At 70.9% G+C, this 21,031-nt stretch carries 21 protein-coding genes, 4 tRNA genes and 1 pseudogene; 16 read left to right on the top strand and 10 right to left on the bottom strand.

Going from position 1 to position 21,031, the window contains the following annotated elements; translation table 11 throughout:
- The 4 genes from ABEA81_RS13535 to ABEA81_RS13520 form a co-directional block, all read left to right on the top strand.
- On the top strand, positions 1–271 hold a 271-nt coding region (locus ABEA81_RS13535), incomplete at its 5' end, for a DUF4232 domain-containing protein (RefSeq protein WP_345605351.1).
- 87 nt (positions 272–358) lie between these two features.
- Positions 359–490, top strand: a complete 132-nt coding sequence (locus ABEA81_RS13530; RefSeq protein ID WP_345605350.1) for a hypothetical protein — start codon at positions 359–361, stop codon at positions 488–490.
- A 38-nt stretch (positions 491–528) separates the two neighbouring features.
- On the top strand, positions 529–1,512 hold the full coding sequence (locus tag ABEA81_RS13525; RefSeq protein ID WP_345605349.1) for an SLAC1 family transporter: 984 nt from the start codon (positions 529–531) through the stop codon (positions 1,510–1,512).
- 404 nt (positions 1,513–1,916) lie between these two features.
- Positions 1,917–2,699 (top strand): ArsR/SmtB family transcription factor, encoded by a 783-nt coding sequence (locus ABEA81_RS13520; protein ID WP_345605348.1) that lies wholly within the window; start codon positions 1,917–1,919, stop codon positions 2,697–2,699.
- Positions 2,700–2,871: 172 nt separating this feature from the next.
- Here ABEA81_RS13520 and ABEA81_RS13515 read toward each other — a convergent pair whose 3' ends face one another.
- Positions 2,872–3,639: a maleylpyruvate isomerase N-terminal domain-containing protein gene (locus tag ABEA81_RS13515; protein ID WP_345605347.1), complete on the bottom strand. Its 768-nt coding sequence runs from the start codon at positions 3,637–3,639 to the stop codon at positions 2,872–2,874.
- A gap of 1,353 nt (positions 3,640–4,992) precedes the next feature.
- Here ABEA81_RS13515 and ABEA81_RS13510 point away from each other — a divergent pair.
- A pseudogene (locus ABEA81_RS13510) lies at positions 4,993–5,274 on the top strand (NUDIX hydrolase); the annotation flags it as partial.
- Between the two features lie 85 nt (positions 5,275–5,359).
- Positions 5,360–6,529, top strand: a complete 1,170-nt coding sequence (locus ABEA81_RS13505) for a site-specific integrase (RefSeq protein ID WP_345605346.1) — start codon at positions 5,360–5,362, stop codon at positions 6,527–6,529.
- Between the two features lie 70 nt (positions 6,530–6,599).
- Here the strand turns inward: ABEA81_RS13505 and ABEA81_RS13500 are convergent.
- Both ABEA81_RS13500 and ABEA81_RS13495 read right to left on the bottom strand, forming a co-directional pair.
- A tRNA-Val gene (locus tag ABEA81_RS13500) sits at positions 6,600–6,671 on the bottom strand.
- A gap of 23 nt (positions 6,672–6,694) precedes the next feature.
- A complete protein-coding gene (locus ABEA81_RS13495; protein ID WP_345605369.1) occupies positions 6,695–7,045 on the bottom strand; it encodes a TIGR02611 family protein in 351 nt (116 codons plus the stop codon).
- Positions 7,046–7,329: 284 nt separating this feature from the next.
- Between ABEA81_RS13495 and ABEA81_RS13490 the strand changes: the two genes are divergently transcribed.
- The 8 genes from ABEA81_RS13490 to ABEA81_RS13455 all read left to right on the top strand — a co-directional run bounded on the left by ABEA81_RS13490 (position 7,330) and on the right by ABEA81_RS13455 (position 11,147).
- Complete coding sequence (locus ABEA81_RS13490) at positions 7,330–7,758, top strand: SsgA family sporulation/cell division regulator (RefSeq protein ID WP_345605345.1); 429 nt, start codon at positions 7,330–7,332, stop codon at positions 7,756–7,758.
- A gap of 104 nt (positions 7,759–7,862) precedes the next feature.
- Positions 7,863–7,935: transfer RNA gene (locus ABEA81_RS13485), tRNA-Gly, on the top strand.
- Positions 7,936–8,012: 77 nt separating this feature from the next.
- Positions 8,013–8,084: transfer RNA gene (locus tag ABEA81_RS13480), tRNA-Cys, on the top strand.
- A 1-nt stretch (position 8,085) separates the two neighbouring features.
- Positions 8,086–8,160 (top strand) — tRNA-Val (locus ABEA81_RS13475).
- Between the two features lie 84 nt (positions 8,161–8,244).
- The gene (locus tag ABEA81_RS13470) at positions 8,245–9,186 is read left to right on the top strand and encodes a phosphotransferase family protein (protein ID WP_345605344.1); all 942 of its coding nucleotides are present in this window, start codon (positions 8,245–8,247) and stop codon (positions 9,184–9,186) included.
- Positions 9,187–9,196: 10 nt separating this feature from the next.
- On the top strand, positions 9,197–10,036 hold the full coding sequence (locus ABEA81_RS13465) for an alpha/beta fold hydrolase (protein WP_425570547.1): 840 nt from the start codon (positions 9,197–9,199) through the stop codon (positions 10,034–10,036).
- A 25-nt stretch (positions 10,037–10,061) separates the two neighbouring features.
- A complete protein-coding gene (gene uppS, locus ABEA81_RS13460; protein ID WP_345605342.1) occupies positions 10,062–10,832 on the top strand; it encodes a polyprenyl diphosphate synthase in 771 nt (256 codons plus the stop codon).
- Between the two features lie 60 nt (positions 10,833–10,892).
- Positions 10,893–11,147, top strand: coding sequence for a type B 50S ribosomal protein L31 (locus tag ABEA81_RS13455; protein WP_345605341.1), 255 nt, complete (start codon positions 10,893–10,895; stop codon positions 11,145–11,147).
- Here ABEA81_RS13455 and ABEA81_RS13450 read toward each other — a convergent pair whose 3' ends face one another.
- Positions 11,148–11,999: a metallophosphoesterase family protein gene (locus ABEA81_RS13450; protein WP_345605340.1), complete on the bottom strand. Its 852-nt coding sequence runs from the start codon at positions 11,997–11,999 to the stop codon at positions 11,148–11,150.
- A gap of 89 nt (positions 12,000–12,088) precedes the next feature.
- Here ABEA81_RS13450 and ABEA81_RS13445 point away from each other — a divergent pair, with 89 nt between their 5' ends.
- A complete protein-coding gene (locus tag ABEA81_RS13445) occupies positions 12,089–13,411 on the top strand; it encodes a cytochrome P450 (protein WP_345605339.1) in 1,323 nt (440 codons plus the stop codon).
- A 70-nt stretch (positions 13,412–13,481) separates the two neighbouring features.
- On the opposite strand, the gene ABEA81_RS13440 is transcribed toward ABEA81_RS13445, so the two are convergent.
- The 4 genes from ABEA81_RS13440 to ABEA81_RS13425 all read right to left on the bottom strand — a co-directional run bounded on the left by ABEA81_RS13440 (position 13,482) and on the right by ABEA81_RS13425 (position 16,552).
- Positions 13,482–14,531, bottom strand: a complete 1,050-nt coding sequence (locus ABEA81_RS13440; protein ID WP_345605338.1) for a phosphotransferase family protein — start codon at positions 14,529–14,531, stop codon at positions 13,482–13,484.
- A gap of 9 nt (positions 14,532–14,540) precedes the next feature.
- Positions 14,541–14,945 carry a DUF3037 domain-containing protein gene (locus ABEA81_RS13435; protein WP_345605337.1) on the bottom strand — a complete coding sequence of 135 codons (405 nt, stop codon included), beginning with the start codon at positions 14,943–14,945 and terminating at the stop codon, positions 14,541–14,543.
- Positions 14,946–15,027: 82 nt separating this feature from the next.
- Complete coding sequence (locus tag ABEA81_RS13430; RefSeq protein ID WP_345605336.1) at positions 15,028–15,861, bottom strand: HipA family kinase; 834 nt, start codon at positions 15,859–15,861, stop codon at positions 15,028–15,030.
- 184 nt (positions 15,862–16,045) lie between these two features.
- Positions 16,046–16,552: a DoxX family protein gene (locus ABEA81_RS13425; RefSeq protein ID WP_345605335.1), complete on the bottom strand. Its 507-nt coding sequence runs from the start codon at positions 16,550–16,552 to the stop codon at positions 16,046–16,048.
- Positions 16,553–16,943: 391 nt separating this feature from the next.
- On the opposite strand from ABEA81_RS13425, the gene ABEA81_RS13420 reads away from it, so the two are divergent.
- Positions 16,944–18,752, top strand: coding sequence for an ABC transporter ATP-binding protein/permease (locus ABEA81_RS13420; RefSeq protein WP_345605334.1), 1,809 nt, complete (start codon positions 16,944–16,946; stop codon positions 18,750–18,752).
- A gap of 67 nt (positions 18,753–18,819) precedes the next feature.
- On the opposite strand, the gene dgoD is transcribed toward ABEA81_RS13420, so the two are convergent.
- Together dgoD and ABEA81_RS13410 are read right to left on the bottom strand one after the other, a co-directional pair.
- Positions 18,820–19,965 carry a galactonate dehydratase gene (gene dgoD, locus ABEA81_RS13415; protein WP_345605333.1) on the bottom strand — a complete coding sequence of 382 codons (1,146 nt, stop codon included), beginning with the start codon at positions 19,963–19,965 and terminating at the stop codon, positions 18,820–18,822.
- The gene (locus tag ABEA81_RS13410; protein ID WP_345605332.1) at positions 19,962–21,005 is read right to left on the bottom strand and encodes a zinc-dependent alcohol dehydrogenase; all 1,044 of its coding nucleotides are present in this window, start codon (positions 21,003–21,005) and stop codon (positions 19,962–19,964) included. The genes dgoD and ABEA81_RS13410 overlap by 4 nt, the downstream gene beginning before the upstream one ends.
- Positions 21,006–21,031: the final 26 nt, after the last annotated feature.

Raw genomic sequence — 21,031 nt, 5'->3', positions numbered from 1 at the left:
GTCCTCCGCGGCCGCCCCGACCCGCGCGACCCGGCCCGCGCCGCCGCCCGCGTCCGAGCCGGCCCGGGCCGGGCGCTGCACGCTCGACCAGGTGACCGCGACGCTGGGCCGCACCACCGGCGAGGCCGGTCAGCGCCACACCGTCGTCGTGTGGACGAACAGCTCCGGCTCCAGCTGCGTGATGGACGGTTTCGGCGGCGTCGACCTCGAGGGCCCCGACGACCCGATGGGCCCCACCTACTCGCTGCCCCGCACCTCCGAAACCCCGTAGCCGTTCTCCCTCGCCCCGGGGCAGGCCGCGCACACCACGATCACCTGGCTGCCGCCGCAGGACGGCCCGGGGTGGACACCGACCGCGATGCTCGTGGCCCCGCCGGACGAGACCCGCTCGGCCCGCCTCGACTGGCCGGGCGGCGCGGTGCTGCGCCAGGACGGCGCGACCCACCCGGGCACGTACATCGGGCCCGTCAGCCCCGGCGCGGAGGGCTGATCACGACCGCCCAGATCGCCGGTACGATCCTCGGCCAGGTGAACGACACGACCGCGCTGCGCAGCCTCGGCCCCGGGTGGTTCGCCCTCGTCATGGCCACCGGCATCGTCTCCACGGCCGCCGCCCGGCAGGACCAGGCGTCGATCTCCGTGGCCACGATGCTGATCGCGGTCCTCGCCTACCTGGTGCCGGCGGTGCTCTCGCTGCTGCGCCTGCGGAGCAGCCCGGCCCTGTTCCGGGCCGAGCTGAGCACCCCGAGCCAGTCCTTCGCCTTCTTCGCGGTGGTCGCCGGGTCGGCGGTGCTCGGCGAGCGCCTCTACGAGCAGCACGTCGAGGCGGTGGGCCTCGCGCTGCTCGCGGTCGCCGCGCTCGGCTGGCTCGTGCTCGGCTACGCCATCCCCACCCTGGTGATCTTCACGCCGGCCGAGACCGGCCTCACCACCGCCGACGGGACGTGGCTGCTCTGGATCGTCGCGACCCAGGGCATCTCGACCGCCACCGTGATGGTGGCCCCCTCCGCCGGCGCCTTGGCACGCGGCGGCGGTCGCGGTGACGTGGGCGGTAGACCGTCGCCGTCCCCCGAGGCATGCATCGACTGCGGCGCCTGCGAGTCGCGTCCGGCTGCGGCGCGCCGAGCGTGTTGGCGTCCGGGGCGCCGACGGGCGCGATGGCGGCGAACTCGGCGCCATGGCGCTTGGCTACCCGGATCCGGGCGCGGACCGCTGGCTGTTGATCCAGGTCGGTGTACCGGCGTCGAGTACGGCTACGCGTCGTTCTTGGCGCGATCAGGGCAACGATTGAGCCGCTGCCAGAGGCGCATCGCCGCCGGCATAATCGCTAGCCAGGCGCGGAGAAGGCGAGATAGTGAGAGCGTGGATCGCTCCGTGGTGGAGGACGGGATTCGGGCGAGTGTCGAGCCAGTTGCCGCGATCGAGGTGGCGGGCGATGGCGTGCGTGAATGCGCCGACGCGCATCGCCAGGGTGAACACGTCGGCCAGACCGCGCCCCATGGCTCGAGGTAGGCATCACGCAGCCGGGTAAACCATGCGTCGTCCGCTGGCAGCTTGTTGATCTCCTGCACGACGAGCGATCTCACAGACGCTTGAATGAGATACGTCTAACACCCACGCACGCGGGCCGCGTGGTCGTAGGTCCGACATACGGGTCACATGTTCGCGTGGGTTCCTTCGACCTGCTCAGAGGCCTTCACCAAGGACGATCTCCTGTCACCGGATATGCGTCGGCGCCCACGAGGCCACCGCTGGCCGAGCTGTCTCAGCTCGGGCCGGCCAGATCGTTGACCCGACTCTTGCCAACTTGGTGCACTCGCCGGTCGGCGGAGAGTTCGAGTGCCTCGCGGAGGTCGGCTGGGAGTGCGCTGTCACTTCGGCCTTCGGCGAAGTGTCCTCGCACTAGGGTCGTGGGCGTGCCTGGTGGTGGTGATGTCGATATGGCCGCGGTGGGGCAACTGCTGGCGGACCGTGGTCGGTGCCGGATTCTGCTCGCGTTGGTCGATGGCCGGGCGTTACCGGCCAGCATGCTCGCGGCGGAGGCGGGGGTACGGCCCTCCACGGCCAGTGGTCACCTCCGCAAGCTCACCGAGCGGGGCCTGCTCGAGGTGCTAGCGACCGGCCGCTATCGCTACTACCGGCTCGCCGGCCCGGACGTGGCCCGACTCGTTGAAGTGATCGGACGCCTTGCCCCCGCCCAGCCGGTGCGCTCGCTGCGGGAGGGTACCCGGGCGCACGCCCTGCGCCTGGCTCGGCGCTGCTACGACCACATCAGTGGGCGGCTCGGCGTCGCGGTCACCGACGCGCTGCGCGAACACGGCCTGCTCGAGGGACCCGATAGCGCACCCGACTTGGCCAACGTGTCCGGTGATCGGCTCAGCGTCCGTGTCCGCGACGAGGTCGACTACCGCGTCACCGAGGCCGGCCACGATGCCCTAGCCGCGCTGGGGGTGGTGTTGCCACCCAAGCTGGGTGCGGTGCGTTGCTGCATTGACTGGACCGAGCAGCGTTACCACATCGCCGGGCCGCTCGGCGCGGCCGTACTCCACGCCTTCGACTCAGCCGGCTGGATCACCCCCGCGCCGACCCACCGTGCGCTTCGGGTCACCGAGAAGGGCACGGCAGGCCTGCGCGAGCACCTCAGCATCACCTGGCCACCATCGAACCCCACTCGACTCGAACCCGGGAGACACCGATAACCAACGACAACCTGATCGATGACCTGCTGCCCGAATGGGCGGCATCCCGGGACGCCGCCGCGACCGTGACCCAACCATGGGGCCGGGTGCACGGCATGGACAACCCGCAGCACACCTCGACCGCTGCCCGCCGGCTACAGAGTGGCCAGCGGCCTGGTCCGGTATACCTTGTTTAGTAGCCGGAGAGTAGGCGTCGTAGGCGGAGCACGGTGTCGTGGGGGCCGGTGGCTTGGAGTCGGGTTGCTGGTGTGGGTGAGCGTCCCCAGAGGAGTAAGAGGCGTGCTTCTTGGTCGCCGCTGATGGCGGGTTCGCCGGTTGGGTCGACGAGTTCCATCGTGGGTACGGTGCCGTCGATTGTGATGTGTAGGTCGGGTAGGCCGTCGGTGCGTATCCGGGCCGACAGGCCTGACAGTTCGGCTCCGTATTTGTTGATGCCGCGTGCGCACAGTGGCTTGGGGCCGATGTTGGTCACGGCATGTTTGAAAAGGTCGAACTGTTGTAGCAATTTCATGTTGGTTTCGTCGTCGCCGCACATGTCCCATCGGTGGATTGCACATTCGTTGCGCAGATGAGAAAGGAATGCGTCGACGCGCATCCATCGGCCAGTCCACCATAGTGTGGCGTCCGGTTCTGCGTCTATGACAGCGTGGACCTCTTGGCGCATGCGCTGTTCTTCGCGGTCTACGGTGCGAAGCAGTTCGGATGCGCTGAGTTCTCTGAACGGTGCCTCACGTTCTTCGAAGCTGCGCGTCGAGGTCAGCGGTGCGCCCGCGGCGTAGGCCTGGACATGGCGGGCCACTTCCTCGTAGATGCCTGCGAGGTGGGCGCCGGTGTCATGCACGGTCCATTCCGGGCAGGCGGTCAGCGCGTGTGGTGGCAGGTCCTGCAGCGCGGTCAGGAACTCTTCGGCTTCTATCGGCCGCCTGGTCGATTTCGTCATGACGTCCACGCTAGCGGCGAAACATTTCGGCTGGGGCCGAAATGAACGAGGCACCGCTGCGCTGTACCTTGAGTGCCTCCACTCCTGCTCGTCGTGTGCGGACCCGACATGTTCTGCACTGCGCGCATCGCGCCGCTTGGAGTACACGATCTGCACCGCTGTCGCCCCGACTCGGTCTTGACCGTGCGCACGTACGCCACCACGGATCCCCGACCCTGTGAGCCTCAGTTAGTGCACCAATCCGGGCAGACCGTGTGCCAAACTCAAAGGTTAGTGGCCTAGCAACCACCAAGATCACGAAAAGTGGCAAAAGTCAGGTCCCAGCTCGGGCCGGCCGGATCGTCGACGAGCGCTTGCTGGGCTGTTTGTCCTTCCCGCGGCTTGGGGTTCGTCGGGTTCGGTCAGGCGTTGGAGTCCGGCGTGTTTGGCGGGGTCGTACGTCTGGCCGTCTTGCCAGCAGCGCCAGATGACGTAGACCCATCCATGTTGATGTTACCAACTCGCTCAGGCATCTGATTGGCGACGAGCTGGACGACGTCAAGAACATGCTGGCATCGTTTCTTCGCAACAATACGACAGTTTCCGCTATCTCCATTGAGTATGACGGCAATGAGATTGGCAACGATGGGCAAGTCTTGTCGCGCCGAAGGGAGTACTTGTGGAATGAGAGCGCTAGCCGACCAGTGCCTGTGGAACTCTGCGACGAAATCGAAAGCAAAATGGAACCCGACTAGCGAAGCTCGACATTCCGTACGTCGGCCATCCCCGAGATCCTGGCCGGTTCTTTGCATGATCACGAGGTGTCAACCCGGAACCCCCCGATCCCGCTACCCGGCCACGGACTGAACCGGCGCATCTCTGCCAGCGTGGCCACCGGCGGGATCGGGGCGCGCAGCGGGGTTGACACCTCGCGATCATGTAAGACGATCTGCGGCCAGCGGGGACGACCACTACTCGACGTCTCCCATCTTCCCCTATGCCGGCGCATGGCCGGCGGCCCATTAGGCGCGCGGCCGCCCGTGAGCGGAGCGGCAAGGTAGCGGCCGCGCATGCCGTCCGGCGTAGTCCGGCCCGTCCCCGGCAGGGGACGGCTTGAAGACGTATAGAAAGTTCTCACCGCCTGCTCGCTCACCCGTTGACCACCGCGCTGCGCGTCTAATGCCCGCTTCTTGACCGGCTACGTTCCGTCGCGCGCTGCTAGACTCGTCGCTCGTGACCGACCCCGCACAGCCGGATGCGCACCGAACTAAACGATTCGGTGAGCGAACCGTCTACGACAATGAGTGGGTTCGGTTGACGCTCGTCGATATCGAGACTCCCGACGGAAGTCGGTTCGAGCACCACGTCGTCCATATGAAGCCGGTAGCGATTGCCGCGCTGGTCGACGACCACGACCAGGTACTGATGGTGCATCGGCACCGCTTTGCAACCGACGAATGGGGCTACGAACTGCTCGGTGGACTCGTCGAAGAGAACGAGCAGCCCGCGGAAGCAGCTACGCGCGAAGCAGTGGAGGAAAGCGGCTGGGCCCCGGTCGGAGAACCGGAGCACCTCGCGCACCTCCAGCCGCTGCCGGGGATGGTGGATGCCCCGATGGACATCTACCTGTGGCGGGCCTTCGAGAAAGTTGGGGAGCCGTCCGATGCCGAAGAAGTCGGCGAGCTGCGTTGGATACCTCTTGCTGAGGTCCCTCGTCTGATCGCCGACCGCGACGTCCTCGGTGCCGGAACCCTCGTCGCGCTCCTGCACCTGGTCGCGATGGCAGCAGGTCTACGGCAAGACCCGCGACGCGGTCCACGACAAGTGGATCAACCTGCAGAACAAGGCCCGGGACGGCACCGTCGCCACCCGCACGCCGACCGTGGGCGAGTACGTCACCTACTGGCTCGAGGAGATCATCAGACCCAACCGGGCCCCGTTGACCTACCAGACCTACGAGACCTTCGTTCGCGTCCACATCATCCCCGCACTCGGGGCCAAGAACCTCACTCGGCTGCAGGTCCGCGACGTCCAGCAATGGATCAACAAGCTTGCCGCCACCTGCCAGTGCTGTGCCCAGGGCAAGGACGCTCGGCGACCCGTGAAGAAGCGCCGCTGCTGCGCCATCGGGAAGTGCTGTGAGGACACGCTGTCCCGCCGATCCGTCGGAGACGTCCGCGCAGCTCTGCGTGCCGCCCTCTCCCACGCTGTGAAGGAAGAGCTGATCGGCAAGAACGTCGCCATGAGCGTCACCTTGCCCAAGAACCGCAAGCGTGCCCGCCGGCGCAAGGCTTGGACCACCGACGAAGCCCGCGCCTTCCTCGAATCCGCCCGTGCTGACGAGGATCGGCTTTACGCCGCCTACGTCCTGGTCCTGGTCCTCGGCCTGCGCAAGGGCGAAGTGCTCGGCATGTGCTGGGACGACCTCGACCTCGACGCAGGCACCCTCAGCATCAGGATGCAGCTCCAACGCGTCGGACGTCGCCTGCTGCACCGCGAGACCGAGACTGAAGAGTCCGAGAGCGACCTACCGCTCCCACGGATCTGCACGACCGCGCTGAACCTGCGCCGCACCCAGCAACAGCACGACCGGGACATGGCCGGCCCGGCCTGGCAGGGCGACAAGCTCGTGTTCACCACCCGGTACGGCACGCCCATCGAACCCCGCAACTTCAACCGGTCGTGGGACGCCCGATGCGCCAAAGCCGATGTTCGCAAGATCACTGTGCACGACGGCCGGCGCAGCTGCGGCACCCTCCTCGCCGACCTCGACGTGCACCCGCGAGTGGCGATGCAGATCCTGCGCCACGCCGACTTCGCGCTCACGATGGAGATCTACACACTCGCCTCGTCGGCAGCGACCCGCGACGCGCTCAAGCGCTTGGGTGCGAGCCTCGATGGGCCGCAGTAGCTGTACTTCCCAGCTGTACGAACGGCAAAGGCCCCGTCCGATCGTCTCGGACAGGGCCTCTGACCTGCGGTGGGCGATACTGGGATCGAACCAGTGACCTCTTCGGTGTGAACGAAGCGCTCTCCCCCTGAGCTAATCGCCCGTGCCGTTGCCGGAGACCCTACCTCACGCGAAGAAGGGGCTCTGCAACCAGGTCCAGTGTCCCAGCCCCACCAGCTCCGCGCCCAGGTAGAAGGCGTTGAGCAGGTACAGGGTCTCCAGCACGACGAGGCCGGTGAGGGCGAGCACGCCCAGGCGCACGAGCAGGGGCTGGCGGCCGAGCCAGTCGGTCCAGGCGTCGTACTTGCTGCGGGCGAAGTGGAGCACGCGGCGGGCCCAGGCGAACTCGCTGGCGAGGATGGCGAGGCCGGCGAACACGACGAGCCAGCCGGGGCCCGGGTACGGGATCATGATCACACCGGCCACGAGGACGAGCCCGCCCAGCAGCGCGACGCCGACCCGGTAGGTCCGCCGCAGGGTGGGCCTCTCCTCGATCCGGGCGCGGAAGCCGTGCCGCGACCGCTCTTCGGTACCGCTCAGTTCTCCACCGCCTCGCTCGACTCTCCCTGGATCCTACTGAGATCCGGGCCGGCCGGTCGCCGTACGTCGCGCCCGCGGAACCGCTCGTCGTGGGGGACTGCGCCGTCAGGGTGACCGTTGGCCCGCGTGGAGGGGACTTCGGACTTCGACCCGTCACGCCTTCCAGGGACGGTCGTTTTCCCGCATGACGAACCACGCGGGACCCAGAAAGAGGACGCACGATGCGCGACGAGCACACGGTCATCTGCTCACCGGCGGTGTTCGAACTGATCGCTCCGGACGCCCCGGCGGTGCCCGTCAACGTCGAACTGACCTACAGCAGCCGGGACCCCTACGCCGTGCAGGCGTCGTTCCGGACCGGCTCCACCACGGCCGTCGAGTGGGTGTTCGCTCGCGACCTCCTGCACGACGGGCTGATCGCCCCGGCGGGCACGGGCGACGTGCGCGTCCAGCCGGTGCCGCTCAGCCCGGGGAAGGTGCAGCTCGAGCTGTCGTCGCCGTCCGGCCACGCGGTCTTCACGACGTGCGCGCAGACCCTCGGTGACTTCCTGCACCGCACCTACCTCGCCGTGCCGGCGGACACCGAGTACTCCTGGCTCGACTTCGACGTGGCCCTCTCCGATCTCCTCAACGACCCGGCTCGAGACTGAGCCGCAGGTCAGAGGCCGTTCGCGCGGTTCGAGGGGGGCGGTTTGAACCCCCCTCAGGGCCTGCGCTAAGGTTCTCTCATCACCGCAGCGGAAACGCTGCACACGCGGACGTAGCGCAGTTGGTAGCGCATCACCTTGCCAAGGTGAGGGTCGCGGGTTCGAGTCCCGTCGTCCGCTCGGAGGAACCTCGGTCCCGTTCGGACCTCCACGGATCGAAATCCACGGAACTTTCCGAGGACCAGGATCCAGACTCGGGCGGAGTGGCCGAGTGGCTTAGGCAAGGGCCTGCAAAGCCCTGTACGCGGGTTCGATTCCCGCCTCCGCCTCGGGCGATTAGCTCAGTGGGAGAGCGCTTCCTTGACACGGAAGAGGTCACTGGTTCAATCCCAGTATCGCCCACCATGGTGAACGGCCTGGTCAGAGGCTCCGCGAGGAGCGTCCGGCCAGGCCGTTTCTCGTCGTGGCGCGCCGATAGCATCCGCGGGTGTGACGGCCGACGTGGACGAAGCACCCATCGCCTCCGACTCCGTCCGGGACGCCCTGGCCGAGGCGTGCCCCGGCACCCGCGTTGCGGGGCTGCGGCCGCTCGAGGCCGGTTACACCAGCAGGCAGTGGGTCGCCGACACCGACGAGGGCCCGCTGCTGGTCAAGACGCCGGTACGGGACACCGACCCGGAGCACATCCGGCGGCTGATCGCCACCACCCGCCGGGCCGCCGACGGGGGCGTCCCCGTGGTGCGGTTCCGCGCCTTCACGCCGAGGAGCACAGCGCTGCGGCGCCCGGTGCTCGTGCAGGAGTTCCAGGAGGGCACGCCCGCCGACGAGGCGTGGGAGTCGATGGGCCCGGCGGAACGCACGGGGTTCGCCGAGGACCTCGGCCGGGTCGTCGGCCGGATCCACTCCTGCTCCGGCGCGTGGTTCGGCGACGTGCTCGGCACGCAGAAGTACCCGGACGGTGCGAGCTTCCTGCACGCCGTGGTCGACTCCCGGCTGGCCGAGGCGCCGGAGGACCTCACGTCGGCCGGCCGCGAGGGCCTGTCGGCCGCACTCCACCGCGCCGTCGACGCCGTTCCCGCGGAGCGCACGCCCTCGCTGACCCACGGCGACCTGTGGCGCCAGAACCTCGTGCTCCGCAAGGGGCGGATCGCGTGCGTGCTCGACTTCGAACACGGCCTCCTCGCCGACCGCTTCCTCGACTTCGGCAAGCTCGACGAGCACGTCTTCGACGGGTTCCCCGACGGGAGGGCGGCGTTCCTCGCTGCCTACGACGAGGTGTGCGCGCTCCCGGCCGGATGGGAGTCCCGCGTTCGGCTCGGTCACGCCGTCCACGCGCTGTCCATGAGCGTCTACTTCCTGCGCTGGACCCCGAAGTGGGCACCGCAGTACGTGCGGGAGCTGGAGGAGTGGCTCGATGGCGACCGACCCTGAGGACAACGTCATGCGTCGCTGGGACCTCCCCCACACCCACCGGAGCGCCATCGGGCAGGTGCGGTGGAACCGGCTGGGTGATCCGGGGGCGCCGCCGGTCGTCCTCCTGCACGGCACGCCGTTCTCGTCCTACGTCTGGCGCGGCGTGGCCCGGGCCCTGGCACGCCGGCACCGCGTGTACGTCTGGGACATGCCGGGATACGGGGCGTCGGAGATGTTCGAGGGCCAGGACGTCTCGCTGGCGGCCGAGGCCGGCGTCTTCGTCGAACTGCTCGGCGAGTGGGGGCTGACGGATCCGGTCGTGATCGCCCACGACTCCGGCGGGGCCATCGCGCTCGGCGCCCACCTGGTGAACGGGGCGCGGTACCGGAAGCTGGCCCTCGTCGACGCGGTCTCGCTCCCCCCGTGGGGAAGCGACTTCTCCGCGCTGGTCGGGGAGCACGCGGACGTGTTCGCGCGGCTCCCGCCCGCGGCGCACGAGGCGTTGCTGCGCGAGTACGTCGCCTCGGCCAGCAGCGTCGGCCTGCACCCGGCCACGCTCGAGGCCCTCGTCGCGCCGTGGACCGGCCACGGCGGGCTGGCCGCCTTCTACCGCCAGCTGGCGGCCCGGCGCGGTGACCGCAGCTACACCGACGCGATGCAGGACCGGTACACCACGATCGACATCCCGGTCACCGTGTGCTGGGGCGAGGACGACACGTGGGTGCCGGTCGAGCGGGGGCGGGCGCTGGCCGCTCTCATTCCCGGTGCGCCGCTGCACGTCATCCCCGACGCCGGCCACCTCGTGCCCGAGGACCAGCCCGCCGAGCTCACCGGCGTCCTGCTCGGGTTCCTGCACGACCTGGCCTGATCCGCACCAGCGGTACGGTCGCCGGATGGGCGTGATCGACGCGATCCGGCGGCTGGACGAACGCAGGGTCGAGCGGCTCCTGCGCGGCCGTCCTCGTCCCGGGCACGTGGGCATCGTGATGGACGGCAACCGCCGCTGGGCCCGGCAGCTGGGCTTCCCCGACCCGCGCGTCGGCCACCGTTATGGCTCGGAGCACGTCGCGACCCTGCTGGGCTGGTGCCGGGGGCTCGGGATCCGGCAGGTCACCGTGTTCGTCGCCTCCACCGACAACCTCGCGAAGCGGCACTCGGACGAGGTGGCCCACCTCATGGGGCTCGTCGAGGAGGTCGTGGCCGCGCAGCTCACCCGCCCGTCCAGCCCGTGGCGCGTGCACCTCGCCGGGCGGCTCGACCTGCTCCCCGACTCCACGGCGCACGCGCTGAAGCACGCCGCCGAGGTCACGGCAGAGCGGGCCACCGACGCCGACGTCACGATCGCGATCGCCTACGGCGGCCGCGAGGAGATCGTCGACGCCGTGCGCTCGCTGCTCGAGGAGGAGGCACGTGCGGGGGCGACGGCACGGGAGCTCGCCGGGCGGCTGACCGACGCCGACATCGCCGCGCACCTCTACACCGCGGGCCGGGCCGACCCGGACCTGATCATCCGCACGAGCGGCGAGCGGCGGCTCTCCGGGTTCCTCATCTGGCAGTCCACCCGCTCCGAGCTGCACTTCTGCGACAGCTACTGGCCCGGGTTCCGGCGCATCGACCTCCTGCGCGCCCTCCGCGCCTACGCCGCCCGCCGAGGCGGAACATAACGACAACCATTGTCGTTTATGGTGGGGTCCGGGAAAGCCGAGCCCATGCAGGAGGCAGCCATGCGCCGCGACATCCACCCCGCCTACGGTCCCGTCATCTACCAGGACCGTTCCACCGGCCAGGCGTTCCTCACGCGCTCCACGGCGACGTCGGCGGAGACGATCTCCTGGGAGGACGGCAACACCTACCCCCTGATCCGGGTGGACATCACCGCGTACTCGCACCCGTTCTGGACGGGCGCGCAGCGCGTGCTCGACTCGGCGGGCCAGGTCGAGAAGTTCCGCCGTCGCTACGGCGGACGCGCCCGTCCCTGATCAGGGGACCGGCAGAACCTGCCGCGGCAGCAGCTCCGTGACCACCGTGCCGTTGCGGGCGTCACGGGGCTGCCACTCGCGTGGGTAACCGAGCGAGGCCTCGACGAAGCGCACGCCGTCCTCCCAGGTCACGCGCGGGATGTGCAGGTGCCCGTAGACGACGGCCGCGGCGCGGTAGCGCACGTGCCAGTCGGCCGTGCGGGTGGTGCCGCACCAGAGCGCGAACTCGGGGTGCCGCAGCACGTCGGTGGGACGCCGGGTGAGCGGCCAGTGGTTCACGAGGACGGTCGGCAGGTCCGGGTTGCAGGCGTCGAGCCTGCGTTCCGACTCCTCGATCCTGGCGGCGCACCACGCCGCCCGGTCCGGGTACGGGTCGGGGAACAGCAGGTGCTCGTCGGTGCACACCACGCCCGCGGCGTACGCGGCGGCCAGGCCGTCGTCGGCGCTGGTCGTGCCGGCGGGGAGGAACGAGTAGTCGTAGAAGGCGAAGAGCGGCGCCACGGTGACCGGGCCACCCGGGCCGTCCCACGTCGGGAACGGGTCCTCGGGGGTGAGCACGTCCAGCTCGCGGCATGCCTGCACGAGCGCGAGGTAGCGCTGCACCCCGCGGAGCTGCACGGGGTCCTTGCCGCGCGTCCACAGCTCGTGGTTGCCCGGCACCCACAGCACGCGGGAGAACCGCTCCCGCAGCAGGCCCAGCGCCCACGTGACGTCATCGACCCGCTCGGCGACGTCGCCCGCCACGATCAGCCAGTCGTCATCGCTGGCGGGGCGCAGGGAGTCGACGACGGCGCGGTTGTCCGGGTAGCGCACGTGCAGGTCGCTGACGGCCACGAGCCGCGGGTCGGTCACCCCATAGTCGTACCCGACGCCCCCATCGGGTGGCCAGGATCGACTTACCGGCGGTAACTTCGGGTTCGGTGACGATCGGGGAGGGTGCGATGAACGCGGTTGCCCAGGCGCGGCAGGCGATCCGGTGGGGCGTGCGGCACGGGTTCATCCGCCGGGCGCTGGGCAAGCGCAGGCGGGAGGGCGACGTCACCGCCCGCCTCATGCTCGACGCCGACTTCGTCGCCGACCCGTTCCCGCACTACGCGGCGATCCGCGCGGCGGGCCGCGTCCTCGACAACGGGATCGTGCTCAACACCGCCCACCACGACCTCGTCACCGCGATCCTGCGCAGCCCCGACTTCGGCGTGGTCGGCGGCCCGAGCGGGCGCGCGCCGGCCGCGCTGCGCTACGCGGTGGCCGCCGGGGGGCGTGGCCCGCACGGACCGGTGGAACCGCCGTCCATGCTCGCGACCGATCCGCCGGACCACACGCGCTACCGCAAGCTCGTCACCAGGGCGTTCAGCGCGAAGGCCGTGGCGGCGCTGCGGTCTCGCACCGAGGAGATCGCGACGGAGCTCCTGGACCGGATGGCGGCCGGGGGCCGGGCCGCCGACCTGATCGAGGACTACGCGAGCCTGCTGCCCGCCACCGTCATCGCCGAGATGCTCGGGGCTCCGGTCGAGATGCGCCGCCAGTTCCTGCAGTGGGGAGAGGGGGCGGCGCTCTCGCTGGACGCCGGCCTCACCTACGCGCAGTTCCGCCGATCCGAACGGGACCTCGCCGCCCTGCAGACGTGGATGGAGGGGCACTTCACCCACCTGCGCCGCAACCCGGGCGACAACATCCTCTCGACGCTCGTGCACGCGCGTGACGACGAGGGACGGCTCAGCGAGGACGAGCTGATCAACATTGCGATGCTCCTGCTCGCCGCCGGGTTCGAGACCACGGTGAACCTCATCGGCAACGGTGTGGGCCTGCTCACCGCCCACCCCGACCAGCTCGCCCTGCTCCGGGTCGAGCCGCAGCACTGGCCGCGCGCCGTCGACGAGGTGCTGCGCGTCGACTCCCCGGTCCAGCGCACCGGCCGGATCGCGCAGCGGGACACCGAGGTGGGCGGCGAGCGGTTCCGCGCCGACCAGGTCGTCGTGCTCATGCTCGGCGGCGCCAACCGCGACCCGGCGGTCTTCGCCGACCCCGACCGCTTCGACGTCACGCGGGAGAACGCGGGCGAGCACCTCGCCTTCTCCAGCGGCCCGCACTTCTGCCTCGGTGCCGCGCTCGCCCGGATGGAGGGGGAGGTCGGCCTGCGGGCGCTCTTCGACCGGTTCCCCGACCTCGCCCTCGCCGGCCCGCCCCGCCGCCGTCCCACGCGCGTGCTGCGCGGCTACGCGGCGATGCCGGTGCACCTCTCCCCCGCCACGGTCGACGCCTGAGCCGCCGCGCAATTCACCTGCGCGAACGGGAGACTCGCCCCGACGAAACGGGAGACTCGCCCTGCCGCGGTCAGCCGCCGAGCGCGGCGAGGGCGGCCTCGGCCTGGGCCTGGAGGGACGCGAGGCGGGCGGCGCCGCCGTCGGCCTCGGCCTGGCCGCCCATGACGCCGCCGACGTAGCGCGAGTAGACACCCGCGCCGATGCAGGCCGACCGCCAGCGGGCGAAGGCGATGTAGACGTCGAGCTCGGCCCGGAGTGCCGCGAGGTCGCGGCCGGAGCGCTCCGCGTAGCGCGCGACCAGGTCGGCGCGCTCGGGATAGCCCTCCACGAGGCTCGGGCCGGGGATGGTCGGCGGGACATCGTCGCCCGGGCGACCCCACGACGCGAGCAGCCAGCCGAGGTCGGCGAGCGGGTCGCCGATCGCGGCGAGCTCCCAGTCGAACACCGCGCGCACCTTCCCGTCGGGCCCCACGGCGAGGTTGCCCGGCCGGAAGTCGCCGTGCGCGATGCACGGCTCCGCGGGTGTGAGCTCGGCGGCCCGCTCCACCAGCCGGGCGTGCGCGGCGTCGACGGCGGACAGGTCCGGCACCGCCGACTCGTGCACCTGCCGGTGCCAGCGGCGCAGCTGGCGTTCCAGGTAGCGGCCGCGGCGGCGCAGGTCGGCGAGGCCAACGGCGTCCGGGTCGACGGCGTGCAGGTCGGCCAGCACGTCGGCGACGTCCAGGCCGGCGGTCGCGCGGGCCGCCGGCGCGAGCCGGTGGCCCGACTCCTCGTCGCCCAGCACGTCGCCGTCGACGAACTCGGTGAGGTAGAAGTGCGCGCCGATGACGTCCGGATCGGCGCAGAACGCCACGGGCGGGGGCACCGGCACCGCGGTGGGCGCGAGCGCGCTGATGAAGCGCCACTCCCGGCCCATGTCGTGTGCGGTGGCGAGCACCATGCCGGTGGGCGGGCGGCGCAGCGCGAAGCGCCTGCCAGCGGCGTCGGTGATCGCGTAGGTGAGGTTGGAGTGGCCCCCGGAGATCCGCTCGACCGCCACCGGCCGGTTCCCCACCGCCACCTGCGGCACCTCGCGGCGCAGCCAGTCGGTCAGGGACCCGGGCGGAACGGCGTCGGTCATGCCCCATACCTACCTCAGCGGGAGGACCAATGCGGTGAGGAGGCGCTCCAGTTCCGCGTCCGGGTCCGTGGTCAGGCCCGTGTGCACGGGACCCGCCTGGACGATGGTGCTGCGCGGCGCGGTCAACCTGCGGAAGCGGCGGCCCCGGTCCTCCCGGCCCGCGGGGGCGGCGTGCCGGGCCTCGACGCGCTCGTGCGCACAGTGGTCCTGCACGGCCTCGAGCGCGGCCCTGATCACGACGGCGTCGGCCGTGGGATCCAGCGCGTGCAGGCGTTCCACGTCGAGGTGGACGCGGGCGCCGAGGTAGTCCAACGGGCGGCTGTAGAGCACGACCCCGGCGTTGAGCGCCTCACCGCGCTCGATCCGCGGGACGACGCGCAGCAGCGCGTACTCGAACGGCTGCCGCTCGTTCATCGCCCGCCCTCGCTGACGCTCGGGCGACCGCTTCGCGGACGCACTGCGCCGATGATTCGCTCGCTCCGCAAGCTCAGCTCGCTCATCGGCTCGCCCAGAACGGCGTCCCCGGGCCCCGGGTCGCGGGTGGGCCCTCGGCCGCGGCGCGTTCGCCGATCGCCGCGCGGATGCCCGGCAACCACGCGTCCCGCGCGTCGCGGCGGGCCAGCAGCTGCGCGACGAAGGCCGCGCGCACCTCGCCCGCGTCGGCGAAGCCGGGCTCGCCTGCGAGCCACCCGTCCGGCACCGCCTCGGTGGCGGCGCCCAGGAGCTCCGGGGTGAGCCGCGGCGCGAGCGCGGCGTCGGCGGCGTCGAGGTCGGGCGCGCAGCCGAGCAGGACGTGGTCGGCGGCGTCGTAGGCCCGCTGCACCCAGGCCGCCGCGCCCGACCAGGCGTGCTGGAACGTCAGGGTGGCGCCGTGGTCGATCAGGTACGGGCTGCCGTGCCAGAACAGCATGTTGGTGTTGCGCCACGACCGGTCGACGTTGCCGACGAGCGCGTCGAACCACAGCACCCGCCCGGCGAAGCCGGGGTCGATCGGGAACGCCTGCGGATCGAGGTCGAGGGCGCCGGGCAGGAAGTCGATCCCGAGGTTGAGGCCCGGGCTCGCCCGCAGCAGCTCCTGCACCTCCTGGTCCGGTTCGGCGACGCCGAGCGCCGGGTCGAGCTCGACCGTGACCAGCTCGGGCACCGGCAGGCCCAACGCCCTGGCGAGCTCACCGGTGACGATCTCCGCGACGAGCACCTTCCGGCCCTGCCCGGCGCCGGTGTACTTGACGACGTAGGTGCCCAGGTCATCGGCTTCCATCAGCCCCGGCAGGGATCCGCCCTCCCGCAGCGGCGTGACGTACCGCGTGGCCGTGACATGGCGGAGCACCGGATCATCGTTGCACCGGCGTACCCCGAACAACACTGCGGGGCCGAACAGCACTGCGGGGCCGAACAGCACTGCGGGGCCGAACAGCACTGCGGGTCCGAACAGCACTGCGGGTCCGAACAGCACTGTGGGGCCGCCTACCGGGGAGAGGCGACCCCACGAGACTGCCGGCCGGTGGCCGGACTCAGCGGCGGTGTACCGCCACGTGCGCCGCCTGCTGCGCCATCATCGGCTGCGGGGCGTGGAACCGCTCGATCTCGCGGCGGTGCTGCGCCTGCCGGCCGCGGACGAGGTGGTCGATGCTGAAACGGCCGGGACCGACCGCCCCGAGCGCGAGCAGGCCTGCGCCGATCACGCCGACGAGCTCCCAGCCGCCGTTCGCGACGAAGATGCCGTTGGCACCGTGCACGAAGACGACCGCGCCGGCCATGATCACGAGCTGCAGCCCGCACATGACCGGGGTGAGAGCGCCCAGGATCAGCATGACACTGCCGGCGAACTCGACCACCGTGGCGAACGACGCCGACACGATCGCCAGCGGGATGCTCAGGTGCTCGAAGCCCTCGGTGGTGCGGCCGATGCCGTTGATCACCATCTTCTGGTAACCGTGCGCGAACATGACGACGCCGATGAGGATGCGGGTGAGCAGCAGTGCCCAGTCACGAGCTGGGAGGGGAAGCGGGCGGTTCAACGGGTTCCTCCATACGGTCTGTGATCGAAGTACCTCGAGGAGTGATCGCAGTTAACCCGACGGACGCGCTCGGACACGCCCTGTCAGACCATTGCCGCGGCGGCCGAACGGATCCCGTCGACGAGCTGAACCCCGAGTAACAGGCGAACGTGCAACTGCACGTACGCGGTCAGTCACCCCGCGCGAGGTGCCGCTCATCGTGATCAAGCCGTTACCGAACGTGTGTAACGCGCCACGCCCGGCGGCGATGACGAGCGCTGACACACCAACACGCGCGCTCGCACACCAACTGCAGTTCGTGTGCGAGCGCCTCGGTTGGTGTGCGGAAGGGTCCAGATAGGCTCGCCGGCCTGATGATCCCGCCGGAGGATCGGTGGAGCGGGGAGGCCCAATGGGCACTGAGTTGGAATGGTCGACCGAGGTGCTCTCCAGCACCGTGTGGATCGTCGGCGTCTACCTGGCGACGCTCATCGGTTGTGCGGTGCTCGCCGTGCTGCTGTCGCGCTCCACGCGGTGGGGCCGGCAGTTCCGGCGCCTCGCCTTCCCCTACTTCTCCCCGCGCGGGGACGCCGGGTGGCGGCCGCTGCTGACGGTGCTGCTGATCCTGCTACTGGCGATCATGTCCGTACGCCTCAACGTTCTGTTGTCCTACCAGGGCAACGGCATGCTCACCGCGCTGCAGAACCAGGATGAGCCGACCTTCTGGCGGTACATCGTCATCTTCTGCGTCCTCGCCACGATCCACGTCGTCCGGACGATGTTCGAGCTCTACGTCCAGACGGCACTCACCATCCGCTGGCGCGTGTGGCTCACCGACCGGATGGTCGGCGACTGGCTCGACGGACGCGCCTACCACAAGGGTCGCTACACCCCGGCCAGGGTGGACAACCCGGACCAACGGATCCAGGAGGACATCCACTCGTTCCCGACCGACTCGGTGACGCTCGGGGTCGGGGCGGTCAACTCGCTGGTGTCGCTCGTGTCCTTCACGCTCATCCTCTGGGAGCTCTCCGGGCCCCTCGACATCCTCGGCGTCGAGGTCCCGCGGGCGATGACGTTCCTCGTGTTCGTCTTCGTGATCGTCGCGTCGGTGTTCGCGTTCCGGATCGGGCGCCCGCTGATCCTGCTGAACTTCCTCCAGGAGCAGTTCAACGCCTCCTTCCGGTACGCCCTGGTGCGGCTGCGGGAGAACTCGGAGAACGTCGCCTTCCAGCGCGGAGAGCGGGTCGAGAGCGGGGTCCTGGGCGGCCGCTTCCGCGATGTGATCGGCAACGCGTGGGCGATCCTGTCCCGCACCATCAAGTTCAGCGGCTTCAACCTCGCGGTCAGCCAGGTCTCAGTGGTGCTGCCCTACGTCATCCAGGCACCCCGCTTCTTCGCGGGACAGGTCACGCTCGGCGACCTCAACCAGACCTCCACTGCCTTCGGCCAGGTCCACGACGCCCTGTCCTTCTTCCGCAACGCCTACGACGACTTCGCGAGCTACCGCGCCGTCCTCGACCGGCTCACCGGGCTGATGGACGCCGACAGCGCCGCCCGCGCGCTGCCGGTCGCGACCGTCGAGGACGGCGACGACCTGCAGGTTCGTGACCTGACGGTGCGCCGCCCCGACGAGCGGGTGCTCGTCGACGACCTCGACCTCGACGTGGCCGCCGGAACCTCGCTGCTGGTCACCGGCCCGTCGGGGGGCGGGAAGACCACGCTCCTGCGCAGCCTGGCGCAGCTGTGGCCCTACGCGAGCGGCTCGGTGCGCCGTCCGACCGACGACGGGTCGCTCTTCCTCCCCCAGCAGCCGTACCTGCCGCTGGGCACCCTGCGCGACGCGCTCGCCTATCCCGGCCCCGCCGACGAGATGGACGACGCGCGGGCCGCCGAGCTGCTGCGCGAGGTCCAGCTCCCCCAGCTGGCCGACCATCTCGACGAGGTGGACGACTGGGCCCGCCGCCTCTCACCGGGCGAGCAGCAGCGCCTCGGGTTCGCCCGCATCCTGGTGGTGCGGCCCAAGGTGGTGTTCCTGGACGAGGCCACCTCGGCCCTCGACGAGGGCCTCGAGCTCAGCCTCTACAACCTGCTGCGCGAGGAGCTGCCCGACACCGCCATCGTGAGCGTCGGGCATCGCAGCTCGCTGCGCCGGGTGCACGACGAGCTCCTGGAACTGGACGCCGACGGCCGCTGGGAGCGCTCCGCCCTCCAGCACTAGAACGCACCTTGGAGCCACGCTGCTGTCCCGACGGGCGCGGAAACAGCAGTAAGGCTCCAGGGTGCGGCTACCAGGACGCCAGGGAGCCGTCCGCGTGGCGCCACAGGGGCGTGCGCCAGTCGTGGCCACGTTCGGCTGCCCGGCGGACCTCGGCCTCGTCCACCTCGATGCCCAGGCCGGGGCCCGAGGGACGTTCGATGCTTCCCTCGACGAACGTGAACGGGGTCGCGTCGACGAGGTAGCCGAGCAGGCCGCTCGAGTCGCCGTACCCGATGCCGAGCGACTGCTCCTGGATGAGGAAGTTGGGCGCGGCGAAGTCGACCTGCAGGCAGGCGGCGAGCGCGATCGGGCCGAGCGGGCAGTGCGGGGCGAGCAGGACGTCGTGGGTCTCGGCCATGGCCGCGATGCGGCGGGTCTCGGAGATGCCGCCCGCGTGGCTCACGTCCGGCTGGGCCACCGCGATGCCCGCCTCGAACGCGGGCCGGAAGTCCCACCGGGAGTAGAGGCGCTCGCCGGTGGCGACCGGGATCGTCGTGGCCTGCACGACGGCGCCCAGGTCGGGGGTGTGCTCGGGCAGCACCGGTTCCTCGACGAACAGCGGCCGCAGGGGTTCCAGCAGGGGCAGGAGCCGGCGCGACATCGCGGTGGAGAAACGGCCGTGGCAGTCGATGGCGACGTCGACCTGCGGGCCGACCGCTTCCCGCACAGCGGCGACGCGGTCGATCACGCGCTGCATCGCGGCCGGCGTGTCGAGCGGGGCGAGCAGCTCCGACGGGGTCATCTTCACGGCCGTGAGGCCCTTCTCGACCTGCGCCCGCGCCGCGTCGGCGAGCTCGGCGGGCTCGCTGCCGTGCACCCAGCCGTACACGCGGGCCCGGTCGCGCACCGCGCCGCCGAGCAGCTGGTGCACCGGCACGCCGAGGGCCCGGCCCGCGATGTCCCACAGCGCCTGGTCGATGCCCGACACCGCGGAGTTGATCACAGGGCCGCCGCGGTAGAAGCCGCCCTTCGAGAGCACCTGCCAGTGGTCCTCGATGCGGGTGGCGTCCTGGCCGACGAGGTACTCCATCGCCTCGTCGACGGCCCGGGCCGTGGTGGCCGCGCGGCCCTCCACGATCGGCTCGCCCCAGCCGCTGACGCCCGCGTCGGTGTCGAGGCGCAGGAACAGCCAGCGGGGGGTGACGGGGAACAGCTCGTATCCGACGATCTTCACGCGTCAGTCCTACCCCGCGGGAAGACGAGGATCTTGCTCGCCTGCGCGGTGCCGCGCGCGAGCGCCTCGAAGGACGCGGGCCCGCCGTCGAGGTCGGTGCGGCCCTCGATGAGCGCGTCCAGGGCGTCCGGCTCGGTGGCGGCCCACCGCGCGGTGTCGCGGAACTCGGCAGCGCTGTAGCAGAAACTCCCGACCACCGACCGCTCCTTGGTCGAGATCTCGTACGCGGCGACGTCGAGCGTGGGCGCACCCATCCCGACCAGGACGACGGTGGTGCCGATCGGCGCGCAGGCGAAGGCTGTGGCGAGCGTCTGCGGGGTGCCGACGGCGTCGACGACCAGCGTCGGCTCGCCGTCCAGCGCGGCGTGCACGGCGGCCGCGACGTCGTCGGTGGCGGTCGGGTCGACGACGGCCGCGCCGAGCCGGGCGTTCAGCTCCCGCCGGTGCGGGGCGGGTTCGGAGACGACCACGCGTTCGGCGCCCTGGCGCCGCGCCGCGAGCACGCAGGCCTGCCCGATCGGTCCCCCGCCGATCACGAGGACGGCCTCGCCGGCGCCGCACCCGCCGCGGACCAGCGCGTGGTGGCCGACCGCCAGGGGCTCGACGAGCGCCCCGTGCTCGATCGGCATCCCGGCGGGCAGCGGGACGGCGTTGCGGGCGGGCACGGCCATCCGCTCCGCGAACGCCGACCGCAGCTCCGGCGTCACCCCGATGACCTGCTTGTGCGGGCACGCCTGCTCGCGCCCCATCGCGCACTGCCGGCACTCGCCGCACCACAGCACCGGGTTGACGGTCACCGCGTCCCCGACGGCGAGGCCGCCACCGGCCTCCGGGCCGACCGCGAGCACCCGGCCCACCGTCTCGTGCCCCATGACCTGCCCGCGCACGCGGCGCCCGTTCTCGCCCGTGTAGCCGTGGACGTCGGACCCGCAGATCCCGGTGGCGACCACCTCGATCAGCACGTCGCCGGGCCCCGGCGCGGGCTCTGGAACGTCATCGACGGTCAGCTTCCAGAAGTCGGCAAGCACCAGTGCGCGCATGATCCCGACGGTAATGCCCCGCGCGC

This window comes from Pseudonocardia adelaidensis, assembly GCF_039543345.1.
GTDB classification, from domain to species: Bacteria; Actinomycetota; Actinomycetes; order Mycobacteriales; family Pseudonocardiaceae; genus Pseudonocardia; species Pseudonocardia adelaidensis.
This window is presented reverse-complemented; position numbering and strand designations above follow the sequence as displayed.

What these genes read in the sequence shown, in the direction of transcription:
- ABEA81_RS13530 (WP_345605350.1), top strand. Translation starts at nt 359, where the DNA reads ATGCTCGTGGCCCCGCCGGACGAGACCCGCTCGGCCCGCCTCGACTGG.
- ABEA81_RS13515 (WP_345605347.1), bottom strand. Translation starts at nt 3,639, where the DNA reads ATGACGAAATCGACCAGGCGGCCGATAGAAGCCGAAGAGTTCCTGACC.
- ABEA81_RS13490 (WP_345605345.1), top strand. Translation starts at nt 7,330, where the DNA reads ATGCGCGACGAGCACACGGTCATCTGCTCACCGGCGGTGTTCGAACTG.
- ABEA81_RS13465 (WP_425570547.1), top strand. Translation starts at nt 9,197, where the DNA reads ATGCGTCGCTGGGACCTCCCCCACACCCACCGGAGCGCCATCGGGCAG.
- uppS (WP_345605342.1), top strand. Translation starts at nt 10,062, where the DNA reads ATGGGCGTGATCGACGCGATCCGGCGGCTGGACGAACGCAGGGTCGAG.
- ABEA81_RS13455 (WP_345605341.1), top strand. Translation starts at nt 10,893, where the DNA reads ATGCGCCGCGACATCCACCCCGCCTACGGTCCCGTCATCTACCAGGAC.
- ABEA81_RS13445 (WP_345605339.1), top strand. Translation starts at nt 12,089, where the DNA reads ATGAACGCGGTTGCCCAGGCGCGGCAGGCGATCCGGTGGGGCGTGCGG.
- ABEA81_RS13440 (WP_345605338.1), bottom strand. Translation starts at nt 14,531, where the DNA reads ATGACCGACGCCGTTCCGCCCGGGTCCCTGACCGACTGGCTGCGCCGC.
- ABEA81_RS13435 (WP_345605337.1), bottom strand. Translation starts at nt 14,945, where the DNA reads ATGAACGAGCGGCAGCCGTTCGAGTACGCGCTGCTGCGCGTCGTCCCG.
- ABEA81_RS13420 (WP_345605334.1), top strand. Translation starts at nt 16,944, where the DNA reads ATGGGCACTGAGTTGGAATGGTCGACCGAGGTGCTCTCCAGCACCGTG.
- ABEA81_RS13410 (WP_345605332.1), bottom strand. Translation starts at nt 21,005, where the DNA reads ATGCGCGCACTGGTGCTTGCCGACTTCTGGAAGCTGACCGTCGATGAC.